The organism is Domibacillus mangrovi, from assembly GCF_001906925.1.
Taxonomy (GTDB): domain Bacteria; phylum Bacillota; class Bacilli; order Bacillales; family Domibacillaceae; genus Domibacillus; species Domibacillus mangrovi.
Map to the genome: position 1 here is coordinate 80,164 of NZ_MRWQ01000002.1, position 17,297 is coordinate 97,460.

The 17,297-nt window shown below is 36.4% G+C and carries 13 protein-coding genes; 2 read left to right on the forward strand and 11 right to left on the reverse strand.

Annotation, left to right across the window (positions count from 1 at the left end; all coding sequences use genetic code 11):
* Window positions 1-169: 169 nt before the first annotated feature.
* From BLL40_RS03160 to BLL40_RS03170, 3 genes are read right to left on the reverse strand one after another with little or no spacing between them, the layout of a single operon-like run.
* Window positions 170-2,266 carry a PAS domain S-box protein gene (locus BLL40_RS03160; protein WP_083566237.1) on the reverse strand — a complete coding sequence of 699 codons (2,097 nt, stop codon included), beginning with the start codon at window positions 2,264-2,266 and terminating at the stop codon, window positions 170-172.
* The gene (locus BLL40_RS03165; RefSeq protein ID WP_073710477.1) at window positions 2,238-3,080 is read right to left on the reverse strand and encodes a CheR family methyltransferase; all 843 of its coding nucleotides are present in this window, start codon (window positions 3,078-3,080) and stop codon (window positions 2,238-2,240) included. The genes BLL40_RS03160 and BLL40_RS03165 overlap by 29 nt, the downstream gene beginning before the upstream one ends.
* 38 nt (window positions 3,081-3,118) lie before the next feature.
* The gene (locus BLL40_RS03170) at window positions 3,119-5,890 is read right to left on the reverse strand and encodes a response regulator (protein ID WP_073710478.1); all 2,772 of its coding nucleotides are present in this window, start codon (window positions 5,888-5,890) and stop codon (window positions 3,119-3,121) included.
* Between the two features lie 573 nt (window positions 5,891-6,463).
* On the opposite strand from BLL40_RS03170, the gene BLL40_RS03175 reads away from it, so the two are divergent.
* Both BLL40_RS03175 and BLL40_RS03180 read left to right on the forward strand, forming a co-directional pair.
* On the forward strand, window positions 6,464-6,688 hold the full coding sequence (locus BLL40_RS03175) for a Spo0E family sporulation regulatory protein-aspartic acid phosphatase (protein ID WP_083566243.1): 225 nt from the start codon (window positions 6,464-6,466) through the stop codon (window positions 6,686-6,688).
* Window positions 6,689-7,074: 386 nt separating this feature from the next.
* A complete protein-coding gene (locus BLL40_RS03180; protein WP_073710479.1) occupies window positions 7,075-9,255 on the forward strand; it encodes an ATP-binding protein in 2,181 nt (726 codons plus the stop codon).
* A 341-nt stretch (window positions 9,256-9,596) separates the two neighbouring features.
* Here BLL40_RS03180 and BLL40_RS03185 read toward each other — a convergent pair whose 3' ends face one another.
* The 8 genes from BLL40_RS03185 to BLL40_RS03220 form a co-directional block, all read right to left on the reverse strand.
* Window positions 9,597-10,049: an OsmC family protein gene (locus BLL40_RS03185; protein WP_073710480.1), complete on the reverse strand. Its 453-nt coding sequence runs from the start codon at window positions 10,047-10,049 to the stop codon at window positions 9,597-9,599.
* Between the two features lie 618 nt (window positions 10,050-10,667).
* Window positions 10,668-10,904, reverse strand: coding sequence for a YppF family protein (gene yppF / locus BLL40_RS03190; RefSeq protein ID WP_073710481.1), 237 nt, complete (start codon window positions 10,902-10,904; stop codon window positions 10,668-10,670).
* A 647-nt stretch (window positions 10,905-11,551) separates the two neighbouring features.
* A complete protein-coding gene (locus BLL40_RS03195; protein ID WP_073710482.1) occupies window positions 11,552-11,812 on the reverse strand; it encodes a hypothetical protein in 261 nt (86 codons plus the stop codon).
* 201 nt (window positions 11,813-12,013) lie between these two features.
* On the reverse strand, window positions 12,014-14,131 hold the full coding sequence (locus BLL40_RS03200) for an MMPL family transporter (protein WP_073710492.1): 2,118 nt from the start codon (window positions 14,129-14,131) through the stop codon (window positions 12,014-12,016).
* Window positions 14,132-14,136: 5 nt separating this feature from the next.
* Window positions 14,137-14,535 (reverse strand): hypothetical protein, encoded by a 399-nt coding sequence (locus BLL40_RS03205; protein ID WP_073710483.1) that lies wholly within the window; start codon window positions 14,533-14,535, stop codon window positions 14,137-14,139.
* A 78-nt stretch (window positions 14,536-14,613) separates the two neighbouring features.
* Window positions 14,614-15,987, reverse strand: coding sequence for a sensor histidine kinase (locus tag BLL40_RS03210; protein ID WP_073710484.1), 1,374 nt, complete (start codon window positions 15,985-15,987; stop codon window positions 14,614-14,616).
* Window positions 15,984-16,664, reverse strand: coding sequence for a response regulator transcription factor (locus BLL40_RS03215; protein ID WP_073710485.1), 681 nt, complete (start codon window positions 16,662-16,664; stop codon window positions 15,984-15,986). The genes BLL40_RS03210 and BLL40_RS03215 overlap by 4 nt, the downstream gene beginning before the upstream one ends.
* Before the next feature lie 253 nt (window positions 16,665-16,917).
* On the reverse strand, window positions 16,918-17,256 hold the full coding sequence (locus BLL40_RS03220; RefSeq protein ID WP_073710486.1) for a hypothetical protein: 339 nt from the start codon (window positions 17,254-17,256) through the stop codon (window positions 16,918-16,920).
* Between the last annotated feature and the right edge of the window lie 41 nt (window positions 17,257-17,297).

Below are 17,297 nucleotides of genomic sequence, written 5' to 3' on the forward strand. Positions count from 1 at the left end.
TACATGCACTCATTTTCTTGAAAATAACAAAAAAGGAATCAGAGTTGCTGATCCCTGATTCCTTTTTTAAAAGTAAATTGTCTGCGCTTTCAAAAATGATTAAAAAGGTAGTCATTCTGCCCCTCATTACAGAGCCTTTTAAAGTAGTATTCATACCTAGATTCCTACTTTACACCTTTATATTTTCTATTTCGTGAAACCGTATAAAAAAGACCGTTCCTTGCTCACTTGTTTTTAAATCGATGACGGCATTATGGCGTTCGACAATACTGTAACAGATTGCTAATCCAAGTCCCGTCCCCGTCTCTTTTGTTGTAAAAAAAGGCGTTCCAAGCGTGTCAAGAAATTCTGGTTTTATTCCACAGCCTTGATCTTGTATTTCTAAAACAACTGTTTCATTTTCTGTATATGTTTTTACAAGGAGCTGTCCCCCTGCATTCATTGCCTCTAAACCGTTTAAAGATAGATTTAAGATCAACTGACTGATTTCCTTTTCATCGAGGAACGTTTTAGGGCATTCACCTAATTGAAGCGAGATCGACTTGTTTGATAACAAAGCCTCCGCCTGTATTAATGGATATAGCCCTTCAATAATAGGATTAAGAGGCTGAAGTGTTTTATAGCTCACCTTATTTTTAGCTAAATTAAGGAATTCCGTAATAATTGAATTGGCTCGATTTAATTCTCCAAGCATTAAATCAACATACTCAATATTGAAAGGTTCTGGATCACTTTTTGATAATTGTAAAAAGCCTTTGACAGTCGTCATCGGATTTCTAATTTCATGAGCGATGCCTGCAGCCATTTCTCCAATTAAATTTAAACGATCTAGACGTGCCATCTCACTTTCTAATCGAACGTTTTCAGTAATATCTGTGATAACACTCAGGATACAGCTTTCACCTTGAATGTCAAAAATCTCAGTCGATAATAAGCCCTCATGAACGTCTCCGGATTTCGTTTGATATTGAATTTTTGCATTTCGAATACGATCTGTCGTTTTCAAACTATAACTCTCTTTTTTCGCTTGATTCGGATTTTGCCTAATATATAAGACCGATGTGTTTTGATTCACAACCTCTTCATAACGATAACCGGTATAATTCAACCAACTTGGATTCACATTTATATATCTTCCATCTGTCAATGATCGTATCTCAATTAAACATGGGCTCGATTCAAATATTTTATAAAAATGTTCTTTTGATAAACGAAGATCCTCTTCTACTTTTTTTCGCTCATCAATTTCTTTTCGAAGTTTTTCATTGGCTAGTGAAAGCTTCTGTGTTCGTTCTTCTACTAGTTTTTCGAGAAGCCTATACTGTTGTTTCTTTGCTTGTTCCATGTTTTTTCGAATTGTAATGTCACGAATTGAACAAACATAAATATATTCATCCTCGATGATCGCTTCACCAATTTGAATATCAACCGGGAACCCTCCCCCTTTTTTATGTTTGGCAACAGCTTCAAGAAGCTGACCTGTACTTTCTTTGATGGAATCCATTTGCAGTGGGGTCGATTCAGAATTATTGTACTTCACTTCAGGTAGAAGGTTCACAATATGCTGACCGAGCACTTCCTCCATTGAATAGCCAAACATCTCTTTGACAGCAGGATTGACAGATAACGTATAGCCTTGATCATCAAACGTAATAATAGTATCCAGCAAGGTTTCACCAATGACCCTTGCCAGCGCTTCATTTTTACGCAAATCAAACGTAGTGCTTTCTAATTTTTTATTTACTTCCTTAAGTTCAACTTGACGCTGTAACTCACTTCGGCGCTTCGTTTGTTCATGATTTTGATAAATCTTGACAAACTCTTGAACTTTCAATTTTAACGTTTCAGGATGAAACGGTTTAAATATATAGTCAACTGCCCCGAGGCTATACCCTTGTAAAACATGCTCCGTCGTTTGATTAATCGCCGTAATAAAAATGATCGAAATATACTTAGATTTTTCCCTAGCCTTAATAAGCTTAGCTGTTTCAAACCCATTTAATCCGGGCATTTGTACATCTAATAAAATAACAGCGAAGTCCTTTTTAAGCACGCACTTTAATGCTTCTTCACCAGAACTTGCACTAATTAAGTTATAATCAGAGGAGTTTAACACTGCTTCCAACGCCAGCAAATTTCCCGGATGATCGTCAACCATTAGAATATTAATCTTTTGATCTTTTCCTTCATAATTCTTCTCTTCAATGGCGATTGGTCCGACTTGATTTGATAAAGAATTATTTGATCTTACGGTATAATTTTTCAAATGAATCAACTTCCTCATAATAATTTGCAATGCTTGTAAATTTAATCCCTTCCTTACTGCCTAAACCAAGAAATCCAGATATGCTTAAACTTTCATGAAGTAGTTTGTATACATGATTTTGGAGTTCTTTATTAAAATAGATCATCACATTCCTGCAAATAATCACATGGAATTCATTAAATGAGCCGTCTGTCGTCAAATTATGCTGTGCATAGACAACATTTTTCGTTAAAAACGAATGAAATGTAGCTTTGTCATGTTCCACTGTATAATACTCTGAGAAAGCCCTTATTCCCCCTGCTGCAAGATAATTTTTAGTATATATTTGCATTCTATTGATAGGAAACTCCCCATCTTTTGCAATCTTTAATACATTTTCGTTCATATCAGTTGCATATATTCTCGTTTTTTCATACAATCCTTCTTCGTGCAAAAGGATGGCCATCGAATAGACCTCTTCTCCAGTAGAACAACCGACATGCCAAATACGAATGTAAGGATACTCTCTCAAAATAGGGACTATTTTCGTTCGAAATGATAAAAAAAAGCTTGGATCACGAAACATTTCTGTTACATTAATCGAAAAATCATTAAATAATTTTTTCATCACAAAGGGATCATGAAGAACCCTCTCCTGTAGAACTGAAATGCTGGAAATTTTCTCTGCGCGAATCCGATTCCAAACTCTTCTATTTAAAAAGGGCAACGCATAGTTTCTAAAATCGAATCCGTAATATCGATAAATCCCTTCAAGTAATAAGTCAATCTCAATTTCTTCTAACCTATTGTGTGATTGATCTCCATGACTATTCAACTTGTACCATCACTCCATAACTCATACTAAATGCCCGCCTATCCGTATAGCCATACTCGTATGATCGAAAATAATTGATCTAAATTGACTGGTTTACTAATATAATCGGAGGCACCGGCCTCAATACATTCTTTTCGATCATTTTTCATTGCTTTAGCCGTCAGGGCAATGATCGGAAGACTTTGGAACTCCGGTAATTGGCGGATTACTCGAATCGTCTCAAATCCATCCATTTCGGGCATCATAATATCCATAATAACGAGATCTACATCTGGGTTCCCTTGTAAAACGGTAATCCCATCTTTTCCATTTTCCGCAAACAGCACTTCAACTTGATAACTTTCAAGCGCAGTTGTTAAAGCAAAGACATTACGCATATCGTCATCCACCACGAGTATTTTCTTACCTTCTAGCAATGCTTTTCTTCCTTTTGCCTGTTTCCAAGAATCTTCACCCTGGAATGGATACTCCGCCAAAGCAACAGGCCCAGTACTTGAATTTTCTAGAAGTGCTACAGCTGCCTCTGATTCAGAAATAGCGATTTCCTTCCTGTCTATATTTTGATGATGAGGCAAATATAACATAAATGTGCTTCCATATCCTTCTATGCTTTCGACTTCAATGAAACCACCTAATAGATGAGCGAGTTCTCTGCTAATGGAAAGCCCTAATCCGGTTCCTCCATATTTCCGGCTGATTGTCCCATCCGCTTGTTTAAATGCATCAAAAATAATGTTCTGATTTTCTGTGGCAATCCCAATTCCTGTATCTTTAACGGAAAAGACAAATTCTATATTTGAATGAGGGATAACATCTTCTTGCTCCTTTGAAAATATCCCTTTTTCTGCTTTTTCTATTGTTAATGTTACAGCACCATGTTCAGTAAACTTAAATGCATTGGATAATAAATTCTTCAAAATTTGCTGTAATCGCTGTTCATCTGTATGAATAACCTCCGGCAAATCAGAAGCAAGCTGAACATGTAATTTAATGTTTTTCTTACGGGCAACAGGAGTAAATTGCGCCTCCACAAATTCTTTCACATTAATCAGTTCTACGTCTTTAGACATCACTTCTGTTTTTCCTGCTTCAATTTTCACAATGTCTAAAATGTCATTAATTAAATGCAATAAATCATTTCCCGATGAGTAGATTGTTTTCGCGTAACTTACTTGTTTTTCAGTAAGATTTCCATCCACATTATCCGTGAGCATTTGAGCCAGAATTAACAAGCTATTAAGAGGCGTTCGCAGCTCATGAGACATATTGGCCAAAAATTCCGATTTATACTGTGAACTTAGCGTTAACTGCTTCGCCTTTTCTTCCAGAATGTCTTTTACTTTTTCGACTTCTTTTGTCTTCTGTTCAGAGTGTTCATATTGCTCTTCAAGCTGTTCATTAACGGTTCTTAACTCCTCTTGCTGGGATTGAAGTTCTTCCGATTGGCTCTGCAATTCTTCCGTTAACGCCTGTGATTCTTGAAGCAGCTTTTCTACTTGCATATGTCTTAAAATACTTTTTATGTTCGTGCCGAGATTGCTCATGACCTCTTGCAGCAGCATTTCCTCTAGTTCATTAAACGGTTCAAATGAGGCTAATTCAATAACAGCCAATACCTCTCCTTGAAATTCTGCAGGAAGAACAAGGATATTCGATGGCCGGGCTGAGCCTAGGCCAGATGTAATTTTTATATAGTCTTTTGGAATTTGATTGAGTGAAATCATGCGGTTCTCTAATGCACACTGACCAACGATTCCTTCGCCTAAATGAAAGCTGCTAGCTCCAACCTCTTTTTGATTTTCATGGTTATCAGCATAAGCAGCTAGCTTGTGAAAGCTTCCGTTATACTTATTATCTTCCTTTATATAAATGACGCCATACGCTGCGCTTACCATAGGAGTGACTTTCGTAATGAATATGTGAGCTAACGTCTCTACATTATCTATTCCAGGATACATGGTCGCAATTTCAGCAATTTTTGTTTTTAACCAGCTTTGTTTTTCTGCAGCATATTTTAATTCTTTTTCCTGCCTTGTATGCATTTCAAGTGCTTCCGCCATTTCATTGAACGAAATAGCAATTTTTCCAATCTCATCTTTTGTTTTAAGATGTATACGAGGTAACTTATTCAAGCTATTAAAATTAACTTCCGACATGACTGAATTGATCTTATTCAGTCTACCCGTCACATTCCACAAAATAAAAAGTAACATTGATAATCCAAGCAAATAAGATATAGACACATATGCTCTAGTTACTTTAGTAACTTGATTATAAGTATCATTTAATTCGATTGAATTTTCATTGGCTATATTTTTCTCTATGTTTTTTAGTTGAGAGGAAACTTCATTCATACTGTTCATACTTTCTCGGCCCTTATACCAATAAAGTTGAGCTGCTTCTTCATTATTTCCTTCTTGTATGAATGCAGCTATTTCTTTATCTATTTCGGTATACGTTCTCATCGTTGCCTTTAAATTCTTCACTATTTCTTCTGATTCTTCGCTCTTACCCAACTTTTCTAGGGAATTGATCGCTAGATAAACATCTTGAAGATGTTTATCCTTATCTATCTCAATTTTACCTTGAAGGTCTTCAGGTGGATTTGCAATTAGATCTCTCGAGTCTTTGCTGTATTCATTCAATCCATCTTGAATGATGTTCGCATACATAAGTACCTCATTACTTTCAGTAAAATTATCTAACTCTTGAGTAAAGTTAGTCATCCTTGTCCCAATAAAAACATGAAGAAGAGCATCGATCCCATAAATAATACCAAAAGCGATAAACAGTTTCTTTTTAAATGTCATATCATTTCCCTTTTCTCCTCTATATATTTTTATTCCTGATACCCAGACTGAATTAAGAATATTCTTTCTTTTCTATAAATTGAATTGTACCATCTTTACATCAAAATTGTATTGAACAAATATCCTTATTCCTAAAAAAAGACTCATTTCATGAATTCAATTCCAACTGACTATCTCAAACAACAATAAAGTGAAACTTCATTCAGTGGGGGTTTTCTTCATCCCCCACTGAATGTTAGTTGAACCAATCGGGCTTTTACGGGCAGTTGATCCCCCCGCTTATCCTTCTTTTCTTTTCAAAGTCTTGAAGCGGGGGTCTTACTGCCCGTTAATGCGGGATAAAATTGTTATTAAATTACATTGTATCCAGTTTGATCACTATTTTCCACAGTTAATTTATATACTAGTTATTTTTATCCAAGCTCTCTAGATCTGTGAAACTAGAGTGGTGGGGCACCCTTTTAACAACCAATTAGGATGTTAGCTCTTTTCTTTTTTTCTCTTTCCACAGATAATGGTGTAACATTTATAGAACTTTTGTCGAACCTATTTTCTTTAATGAAAAGATATTTTATGCTTAACCCTGTCTTATGTGGTGAATATATAAAAATAAACAGGGGAGATTTCATTTTGATTAATCATGAGCACTTAGCTGAATTGAACTTTCAAATTAATGAATTACGTCATTTACTGATTTCTACTGGAACGTCCCGTGGTCTCGGATGTATGGAAACACTTAAATATAGCGAAGAGTTAGACAAACTGATTATTCAAATACAACTGCATAACAGATGTTAAAAAGCTCTATTTGAGATGTAACTGTATATCAGGATAAATTTTAACTTTTTGTATAAACCTCCCTTTATTGGTAATACTGTTATTGTACGAAGTGTTTTGCTATGTTATTTTTATGTTTGACGCCGAGGTCTCCTCGGCTTTTTCCGGCTTTAATAATCCCCCAGCTGCTTGCCAAAAGACAGACCATCGTATCTTTCCACGATGGCTTCTCCAACATTCCTTTTCAACAATTTTCATTTTCTCCTGTCGTTCAGAATAATTTTTTAAATTTTTCGAAAGTTATGTAGCTCTTTCAACACATGATGCTTTATTATAAATAAATAGATTAGGTATATTTACTTCATGTCTATAATCTTTAAATTGTCTATATAAAAGGGGAATAACGGATGCTTCTTCAACAAAAGAGAATAAAAATCGCTATATTTATGGTGATTGCTTACTCATTAACATACTATGCATGGCTTCTTTACTTTTGGAATGATAAAGAACTAAAATATTTCGGCGGTGGCCTTTTTTCATTGATTGCCCCTTTAATTTCAGCTCTCTTTATTTATATGAATATTCAAAGTGTCCGAAGAGAGCAAAGGAAGTATTGGCTCATCTTACTGATGAGTTGCTTTAGTGTTCTTCTAGCGCAATTATTATGGAGATATGACCTTCAGACAGGACCTGTCTACATCTTTCCTGGATGGGCGGATTTGTTTTGGATCATCAATGTATTGTTGTACTTATCCGCCTTGCTTTATAAAGTATACACAGACAAAGAAAAATACCGCATCTGGCAGTTATGGTTTGAAGCATGCATCGTTGTCACTGTTTTATTCACGGTCAGTTGGGTGTACTTGCTTAAACCGATTTTGTTCGATTCACAATTCTCTTTGTTTTATATAATTGTTTCTTTCAGCTTCTCCATTAGTTATTTATGCACCTTGGTAGCGATCATTTTCGTTTATTTATCTTATCAGAAATTTTTTCCTCTTAAATTATTTTTACTACAATTAAGCGGCATGATGCTATACGTTATAGTTGACTCTATTTGGCTTTATCAATCCATATTTAATAGACTAGAACCGTTTACTTTAATAGAACCTTTATGGAGTATGGCCATATTAATCATAGGATTATCCAGTTTTTTCGAAAAAAGGGCAGATAAAAAGAACGATGAAAATAAGATTAAAAAACAGACCGTTTTCAAATTAAGCCGGCTGATTATTCCTTATATAAGTGTTATTATTTTGATTGTAGTCGCTTTTTTTCAAAAAAATGAATTATTAACTATCTTTATTAGCTTCATCGCTGTACTGGTCTTTATTATGATCAGACATGCGATTATACTCTATGAAAATGATAAAATATTGAGTAATATTAAACATTTAAATGAAACATTGGAATACAAAGTGAAGGAAAGAACGGTTCAATTATCTATAAAAAATGAAGAGCTATCTTATGTAAATACTCATTTGGAAAAGATCGTAGGAAGCAGAACGCACCAACTAGAAAAAACAAAAAAGATGCTTGTAGAAAGTGAACAACGGTATCGTTCCCTTTTTGAAAACCATCCGCATACGATTGTTTTATTTGATATGGAAGGAGAAATTTCACATATAAACCACGCTAAAATAAGTTGGACAAATGAGCGGGAAGATCAGTTGATTTCTAAGCTAAAAAAATTATATTCAACACAGTATTTTGAAAGAGCGCTTCAAGGAAAGCCTCAAAGTTTTGAAACAACGATTGAAGTGGGAGAACACTCCTTTATCGACTATACGATCACGTTTGTCCCAGTTTTAGTGGCCAAAAAAATGATTGGTGTTTTTGGCATTTATGAAGATATCACGGAAAGAAAAAGAACAGAAGAGCTCGTGCGAAAATCTGAGAAACTAGAGATTGTTAGCCACCTAGCAGCTAGTATGTCTCACGAGGTGAGGAATCCATTAACGACAGCCAGAGGTTTCATGCAACTGTTATCTGAAAATACATCCATGCAAAATGGAAAACAATACTTAGAGATCGCTATACAAGAGATTGACCGGGCAACAGAAATCATTAATCATTATTTAACATTTGCTAAACCTGCGCCTGTCATGGTAGAGAAAGTAGACGTCCTTGAGGTAATTCAATCTATAATTCAAATCATCACCCCTTTGTCTAATATGAATGCTGTTCAAATTAGCTTCACTTTTAACAAACAGAAAGATTATTCCATTCTAGGTGAAAGAAGTAAACTACAACAAGGTATAATTAACATATTAAAAAATGGAATAGAGGCCATGCCGAATGGTGGGAAACTCCAGCTGAGCTTACTCTCAAATGAGTCCAATGTTCAAATTGACATACAAGATACAGGTATAGGTATGACACGACATCAGTTAAATCGCCTTGGCGAGCCTTATTTTTCAACAAAGGAACAAGATAAAGGAACCGGGCTTGGGATGATGGTAGCCTTTAGTATTGTAAAAGGCATGAATGGACTGATCGAAGTGACAAGTGAAGTAGGTAAAGGAACATGCTTCTCCATCCAGTTTCCTGTCTATCAGCAAGCGGAGGTACCTTTATCCTCTTCGTGATAGCCTTGCCACTCAGCATAGAAGATATATTTTAGTACTAGACCCACCGATAGATCCCCTCCTAAGTTGACGATAAAGGTATTTATTCTTTTATCTGTCTACTAGGAGGAGATTATAAGTACTTCCTTCGCGCGTCCTCATATTGAATTACGTCTATTCCATCATATTGACAGCTTTCCCACTAGAAATATCTATAAGAAAAAAAAGCTTCTTCATACGAAAGCTCTTTTCACTTATAATAAATCTTATTTGTCTCACTGTTTCATCATACGAGATAGAAAAACTTTTTAAATGACCAAAAAGATAAATAAATGTTAATTATTCATTAATTTACACATTTTTTATTTTTTTACCCAGTTTGATGTTACCTCGACTCCAGCTGTTGTTAACAAACTTAAAACAGGGCATCTTCTTTCAACTTCTCTTTTTAATTCAGCAATGCGCTCTTCACTTTCTTCCGTTTTTAAAAAGACATCAACATGAACTGTTTCAAAATGTGGCTTCACACCTCTCACCCCTGCAAATCCCTGTAAATCTAGTGTACCTTCATTTTCAAATTGAACGGCATCATAAGCAAACTTTTGCTCTTTTGCAACAAAAGCGATTGTTACCGATGTGCAACTTGTCAATCCAGCAAGCACCAATTCAACGGGATTCGGACCCTCATCTGTTCCTCCTAAACTTTTCGGCTCATCTACAATAAACGGTGCGAAATCACGGATAGAAATAGATGTCTTTACACCGTTTTCCCATTCTCCACTCGTTGTTACTTTTAATAGTTGCTTCGTTGTCATTCTAATTTCCCCCTATACAAAGTATTTTACTTGGTTTTAATAACTATACATGACTAACGAATATGACGCAATCTTTTTTTGAGCGTAACATCATCAAAAGATACATCAGATACCATCATCTTCATTTAAGAATTTCCTATAAAGTGAGACTTCATTCAGTGGGGGTTAGGTTCACACGATGTGAATTATGCAGACGTTGTCACAGGACGTGATGTTCTTAGTCTGCCTTCCTCTTAGCCCCACTGAATAAAAAGGAACTCAGGTAAAAAGCGCCGCGTCCTGCGGCAATACCTGAGTGACCGGCTTCGGCCGACCCGAACCAATCGGGCTTTTACGGGCAGTTGATCCCCTGCTTATTCTTCTTTTCTTTTCGAAGTCTTGAAGAAGGGGTCTTACTGCCCGTTAATGCGGGATAAACTATTCATAAGCTAGGTGATGTGTGAGTTGGCCATTTCAACAACGGTGGGAGCTATATGGATCGTCAATTTCCATTCTTTCCCGAACAACTAAACAAGCACCTATCCTTATCAATAAGGACTGGCGCTTGTTTTTTATCTACTTTCGGAATTCCAGATGATGAAGGTCACTTTTTGTCCGTTAATATTCGATTTTGATTTGTTAAATGCTAGAACTCAATTTGATTTCTTCAAAATCATCAGGCCTTACTTCTCCAAAAAACGCACTTGGCTTTTTCGCTCCACGTTTGTCCAGTTCAAAAAAAAGATTTTTATATTCAACAATAGATAATTCCCCTTGAATATAACTTTTTTGAATATAATCCAGTAATTCATTAGCATGTAATGGGTTACGCTTTTTCACTATTTCAAAACGATGTATCAAGTCTTCTAATAACATAGTCGTTCACTCATTTCATCTGGATTTTTTAAAACATGTATGCGCTTTCAAGTAGTATAACATGCAAATTGCTCATATTTTACTTTTTTGAAAATTCAAACTAACGACATTTTTCTACATTAATTTAATTTCGATTCCCCAAATTAAAGGGAAGCATCATGTTCAATCTTCTTTTATTTATGGAAAAAACAGATGAAGTTGAAGCCATTTCCTTATTTTTAGCCTGCGATGCAACTAACTGAATGACAAGTGAAAACATCGTACTTGATAGAGGGATACAATTAAGTAGCAAAGGATCAATCCCATTTATTGTTGCACCTCGTTTTCTCTGTTCCCTGTTCTAATCCCTCTTAATCTCTCCAAACAGGCTAACGAGCTTAAGTACACACATATGTTAATACCAATACCGCTTTGTATCTTGTACTTTAGTAACCTGTGCACCTATGTCCTCTTACGTATTCCTTTGCATAAAGGTTCACCTATTTTGGTTCTGTTTTTAGTCGACTAAGATATTACTTTTTTCTACTCACCTAAAGAAATAAAAAAGACCACCTTCTAATGAAGTGATCTTTTCATGTGGACATCCATCCTATAAGTGTGTTCTTTACGTTTTATAGCTTTGTCTCTTATTCTCTATAACATGCGAATCAAATGACCTCTATTTTATCAATTTGGAAACGGTCATTCTCATTGGATTTCATGGTCACTTTGTATTTAGTTTTTGAATGCGAAAAGGTGAAGTAAGCATCATCGTACCCTTCAACATTTTCCATTGGAATCCCATTTGATATAAGAGTGTAAACACCATGTTCAGCCGTGATAAATTCAAGACCTTTAGAATCATTGAGAGCAGATAGAATGCTCTCCATTTGCTGCTTCTCATTTTTCATATCTTCAGTACTAGACATTGTAAGTCCCCCTACTATTTTAATTTAAATTATAGCAGTAAGTACCACCTTTTGGTACATATAAAACCATTTTTTCAAAATAAGTACGTCCGGATAATGAATCAAGTAAATCTTTTTGTTGTTTCAATCATCTTCTAAAAAGTTTCAAATACGTTATCCTACTATTCCTCCATTTTGACTGAGGGCTAATCTTAGTTCCATCTAATTTACTTTCTTAGGCCAAAAACTATATTTACCTAATATTACAATCAATGCAGGGATAACGATTGGGCGAACAATGAATGTATCGACAATGACGCCAATAGCAACGGCGAATCCGAATACCCGCAGTTCCATTACCGGTTGAGTAATCAAAACGGCGAAGGTTGCAGCTAAGATTAAACCTGCAGAAGAGATGACCCCTCCTGTTTTACCTATACCCTCACGAACAGCATCCTTGATTGGTAATCTTTCTTTTTCTTCACGAATGCGTGAAATTAACATAATTGAATAATCGACCCCAAGGGCTACTAAAAACACAAATGTATACAAAGGTATGCGATAACTAATACCTCCGTAACCAAGCAAGTCTTGAAAGAAGAATACAGTAAATCCAAGTGCCGCTCCGAATGATAAAAGAATAGTTGCCATCATATATACGGGTGCTAATAATGAACGCGTTTGGATACCAAGCATAACCATGATTAATACCGTCATCAAACTAATAATCCGGATTTCATCACCATGGCTGGCATTACGAATGTCTGCATTTTGTGCAGTTTCCCCTGAGATCCATAGCTTGGCACCGTCAATATTACTCGCTTTTAATATTTTATTCGAATCATCTCGAAGATTTTCAATATCATCAAACGCATTTTCAGTATATGGATTATTTTTCAACACAAGATTGATTTTCGCCACATTTTGATGATCTTTAGCGTAGGGCTCACCTTGTACTTCTGCTTTAGACACACTATCCAGATGATCTAATTCGTCTACTAAATTTTGAACCTGCTCTTGTGACAATTTTTTTTTTGCTTTAATAATGACCGTACTTGGAGCGATCGCCCCCGCAGAGAAAGAATCATTTAATTGATTGTATCCTTGAATGGACGACATTTCTTGTGGGAAGGAGTCCAGCAAATTGAACGAGTAATTAGTCTGTCTGATCATCGAAGTAAAGAAAATTAACACAATCACGATTGGAATGAATGAAATCCATGGCTTTTCCGTTACGAAACGGCCAAGCTTATACCAGAATTTTTCCTTATTTGCACGTTTAATAGCGCGCTTACGTGGATTTGATGGCCAGAATGATTTTTCACCTGCAATGGCAAATAATGACGGCATTAACGTTAAACCTGCGATTAACATACAGGCTACCGCAACAGCAAACACAGGCGCAAAGCCACGGTAAGGTTCGTAAACGGCAAAGAACAATGTCAACATACTTAAAAATACCGTTCCCCCACTAAAGAAGACAGGTTCTTTAACAAAATTCACTGCGTGTTTCATTGCATCATTTGTAGGTAAATCCTTTTCCAATTCTTCTCTGAAACGTCCAAATATCAGCAAGGAGTAGTCCGTAATAATCGCAAACAGTAAAATCATCATAATCGATAAAGACTGGCTGTCGATTGCAAACCAATCATATTTCCCCATCAATCCTATTAATTTATCTACAATCGTGTAGACAATACCGGCACCGATTAACGGAATAAATGCTAATAATGGCGAACGATAAATAGCGATTAAAAGAACGAAGATTAAACCGACTGTTGCAAGGATTAACACAACGTCTGCTTTGGAAAACATTTCATACGTATCCGCAACGATTCCTACAGGACCTGTGAAATATGTATCCAAATGAACTGGAATCTCATTTGCTATTTCTATTTTCAGCTCATCTAACTTAGTTTTAACACCCTTGTTCTCCATGCCTTGAGGAAATAATACTGGCAAGAAGAAAGTGGTTTTATCTTCTGAAAAGAACGAGGCTCGTCCTTGTTGCGGCATTTTAGATAACGGGACAACTGTTAACTCTTCTTCTGCCTCATTCATTACTTTTTCAATATGAGTAATTGCTTTTTCAACATCGTTGTCTTTTAAACCGGCTTTGTCATGAACAACGACAAACAATGGGACACCTTCAGATGAAGGGAAATATTCTTTTAACGCTTGTTCTGCTTGAATAGACGCAGCCGTTTCAGGCAAACCTGCATTTTTGTTGGGAGAGGTTTGTTCTTTTGCTCCAGGGGCAAAGCTAGAGAGTGCAGCTGCTCCAATTAGCCAGCATAACAAAATAGCAAGCCATCTTTTTTTCTCTTTTAGGAATTTCATTACGTTCACTTATCTTCCTTATTATCTATCATGAACGTGGTGATGATGAATAATCCGAAACTTATTAATAAGATCACTCCACCAACGATGTAGAATAGTAAGGCGAATGTTTCGTTCACATTAAATGGTTGTATTGCATTTAACCACATACCTGCTGTTAAACCGATTGAGCCAATTACTGCCGTCCATCCATGAGTTGCGACTAATTTTGAAGATTTAATTTTGTACACCCGGTAGAACATGCCCCACGCAAAGACTGATAACCAGCCTACAACTAAAATGTGAGCATGGATTGGGCGGAATTGATAGCTGCCGGAACCTGCCATATGTGAACCTAGTATTGCCCCCAATAAGCCAAAGATTGCCGCTAGACGAATTAATCTTAAACTCCATTTCGCTTCCATTTTTCTAACCTCCATAGATTTTTTATTACTATGGTAATTAGATTACTCTGTCAACATGAACTCTATATGAACCCTGCATTACAATTGAGGTAATTTAATAGTAAAAGTAGTTTCTTCATTTGGCACACTCGTGACATGAATTTCACCTTTATGCAACTCGACAATCTGTTTCACAATTGATAACCCAAGACCTGTCCCTTCTCGTGTACGCGACGCATCCGCTCGGTAAAAACGGTCGAATAGTTGCATTTGTTCGGACTCTGAAATTCCTATACCTGTGTTTTGCACAATCACCTCAATATAATGATCTTTCACTTCCAATGTAATGTGAATTTCACCTTCTAAACGGTTATATTTAATCGCATTTGTAATTAAATTATCCCAAACATTTTCAAATAAAGCCGCATCACCTCGGTAAATGGTCGGCTCCATTGTCATGCATAAGTTAATGTGCTCTACCTCGAGCCGCCAGCGATATTTATTGACACATGCTTTTAACTGTTCATCTAGCCGGTAATTTTGATATTTCATTATTCGAGAAGATTGATCCAAAGATGTTATTAGCAAAAGCTGACGCGTTAGTTTTGATAAGCGATTGGTTTCTGATTGAATAATGTCCGCATATCTTTCACGTTCTTCAGCTGATACATTGGCTGATTTAATTAAACCCGCATAGCCTTGAATATTCAGCAATGGTGATTGAAAATCATGAGAAACATTACTGATGAATTCCTTGCGCATTTTATCATTCTCCTGAAGCCGCCCCATCATCGTATTAAAACTGGCCGCTAATTGGCCAATCTCATCTTGCCGATCTATTTTCAATTGCATATCATAATTTTCATTTGTAATACGCTTTGTAGCGACAGTTAATTGAGTAATGGGTACAATGAGCATTTTCGCTACCACCAACATTGCAAGCAAACTTAAAAGAGCAGTAGCAATGATGAGCCCCCCCATGATTGTATGGACCTCGCTAAATAAAAGATTAATATCTGGCCGAATAAAGAGTGCATATTGCTTGTTATCATATTTAAATGGGACACCAATCGTATTTGACATTTCATTGGCGAAGAACCCTGTCACAAACGTCTCTCGCGGAAAATTCTTCATACCATGATAAATATTGCCCCCAAGCACCCTTTTCACAGATGAATTATCTAAATCTTTTACACGGTATTCACCCCCATAAAAAAATTCTTTACCCAATTCATCCACAACATAAAGTTGATACCCAATGCCACCAATTGTCGTTAAATAATTAGCTAAATCGAGTTGGGGGGCCTGTTCAATATGAGCAACAATCGTCTCAGCGATCTCAACATTTTTCTCGTCATTGCGTTCTTTCATTACGCGGTGATAATACGAGTTCGTCAACAAAAACCCGCCAATCGAACTAAGCAACATGATTAACGCTGTCGTCAGCATGAATTTTCCATACAAGGATTTCATGAGTTACACACTTCTAGTTTGTAGCCGACACCCCGTACTGTGACTATTTCAACGTCTCCTGCAAGTTTTACAAGTCGCTTACGAATTCGTTTAATATGCGTATTAAGCGTTTGCTCATCACCTTCATAGTCATAGCCCCAAATTTTCTCCATAATTGCAGCACGCTGAAATACTTGATTTGGCTTGGATGCAAGTAATGCAAGAACTTCAAATTCCTTTAATGGCATGAATAACGTACTAGGGCCTGCTGTTACTTCAAAACTTTTACGGTTAATCGTCACAGATCCAACTTGCAGGATCGCATCTGTCGGCTTATCATAACGTCTTAAAATAGCAGAGATGCGAAATAAAAGTTCTTTAGGTTCAAACGGCTTCACCAGATAATCGTCCGAACCCGCAAGAAAGCCCTGTTCCTTATCCTCTAATTCACCTTTTGAGGTCAATAGTAAGATAGGGATATCCTGTTCTTCACGAATTTTCTTTGTTAACTCAAAACCGTTCATCCCCGGCATCATGACATCGATTACAGCTATATCAGGAAATTCATTTTGCAAAATCTCAAGTGCCTGTATTCCGTTTTCTGCTTTCAGTACCTCATATCTCGCCTGCGTTAAGTGGACACTTACGAGCTCAAGTATATTTTTATCATCGTCTACGACTAAAATTTTCCCCACCATGGTATCCCCTTTTCAATAACATTTTCCACTAGTATATCGAAAAAGCTGCTCATTCACATTTAGCAACCACTAACAATGCCGCATGAAATTATTTATCGTTTTAGGCGAGAAGACTCTAGCATCAAGGAATTATGAAGGGTTCAGTCCAATGAGCAGGTGGGAAGAATGGCCTTATTCGTGACCAATATATAAAACAAAAAAACACCACTTCCAAAGAAGCGGTGTTTTCGGGGAAAGCAAATAGAATTTGTCTCTATTTTGAGATATCTTCTTTATGACCTTCTTTCATTATTTCGTAAAGCTGCCATTCAAAAAAATGAACCTGCTTAAGCTTTTTCTCATCAACTAGCTTATGTACGTATGTTTCTACCTCTTTAGCATGTGGATCCTCTTCAATCTGTCGGAAATATTCAGCCAGGTACAGATAGACTTCAAGCGATTCTTCTTCTACAGCGGGTAAACGGGTTGTACGAATATAGCGGACTGGAATCTTTCCCCTTTTATCCCATTCACTCAAAATCCATGTTTGAAAAGCGAGTGACGGCTGCCCCATCTGCTGCCGGTTGATGGCGATTTGAAGCTGTTCCTTCATATAAATATCGTATGCCCATTTATATTGTTGACTTTATATAT

Coding starts and splice junctions, on each gene's coding strand:
- BLL40_RS03210 (WP_073710484.1), bottom strand. CDS start 15,987: ATGAAATCCTTGTATGGAAAATTCATGCTGACGACAGCGTTAATCATG.
- BLL40_RS03205 (WP_073710483.1), bottom strand. CDS start 14,535: ATGGAAGCGAAATGGAGTTTAAGATTAATTCGTCTAGCGGCAATCTTT.
- BLL40_RS03175 (WP_083566243.1), top strand. CDS start 6,464: ATGCTTAACCCTGTCTTATGTGGTGAATATATAAAAATAAACAGGGGA.
- BLL40_RS03170 (WP_073710478.1), bottom strand. CDS start 5,890: ATGACATTTAAAAAGAAACTGTTTATCGCTTTTGGTATTATTTATGGG.
- BLL40_RS03185 (WP_073710480.1), bottom strand. CDS start 10,049: ATGACAACGAAGCAACTATTAAAAGTAACAACGAGTGGAGAATGGGAA.
- BLL40_RS03180 (WP_073710479.1), top strand. CDS start 7,075: ATGCTTCTTCAACAAAAGAGAATAAAAATCGCTATATTTATGGTGATT.
- BLL40_RS03195 (WP_073710482.1), bottom strand. CDS start 11,812: ATGTCTAGTACTGAAGATATGAAAAATGAGAAGCAGCAAATGGAGAGC.
- BLL40_RS03220 (WP_073710486.1), bottom strand. CDS start 17,256: ATGAAGGAACAGCTTCAAATCGCCATCAACCGGCAGCAGATGGGGCAG.
- BLL40_RS03200 (WP_073710492.1), bottom strand. CDS start 14,131: ATGAAATTCCTAAAAGAGAAAAAAAGATGGCTTGCTATTTTGTTATGC.
- BLL40_RS03215 (WP_073710485.1), bottom strand. CDS start 16,664: ATGGTGGGGAAAATTTTAGTCGTAGACGATGATAAAAATATACTTGAG.
- yppF (WP_073710481.1), bottom strand. CDS start 10,904: ATGTTATTAGAAGACTTGATACATCGTTTTGAAATAGTGAAAAAGCGT.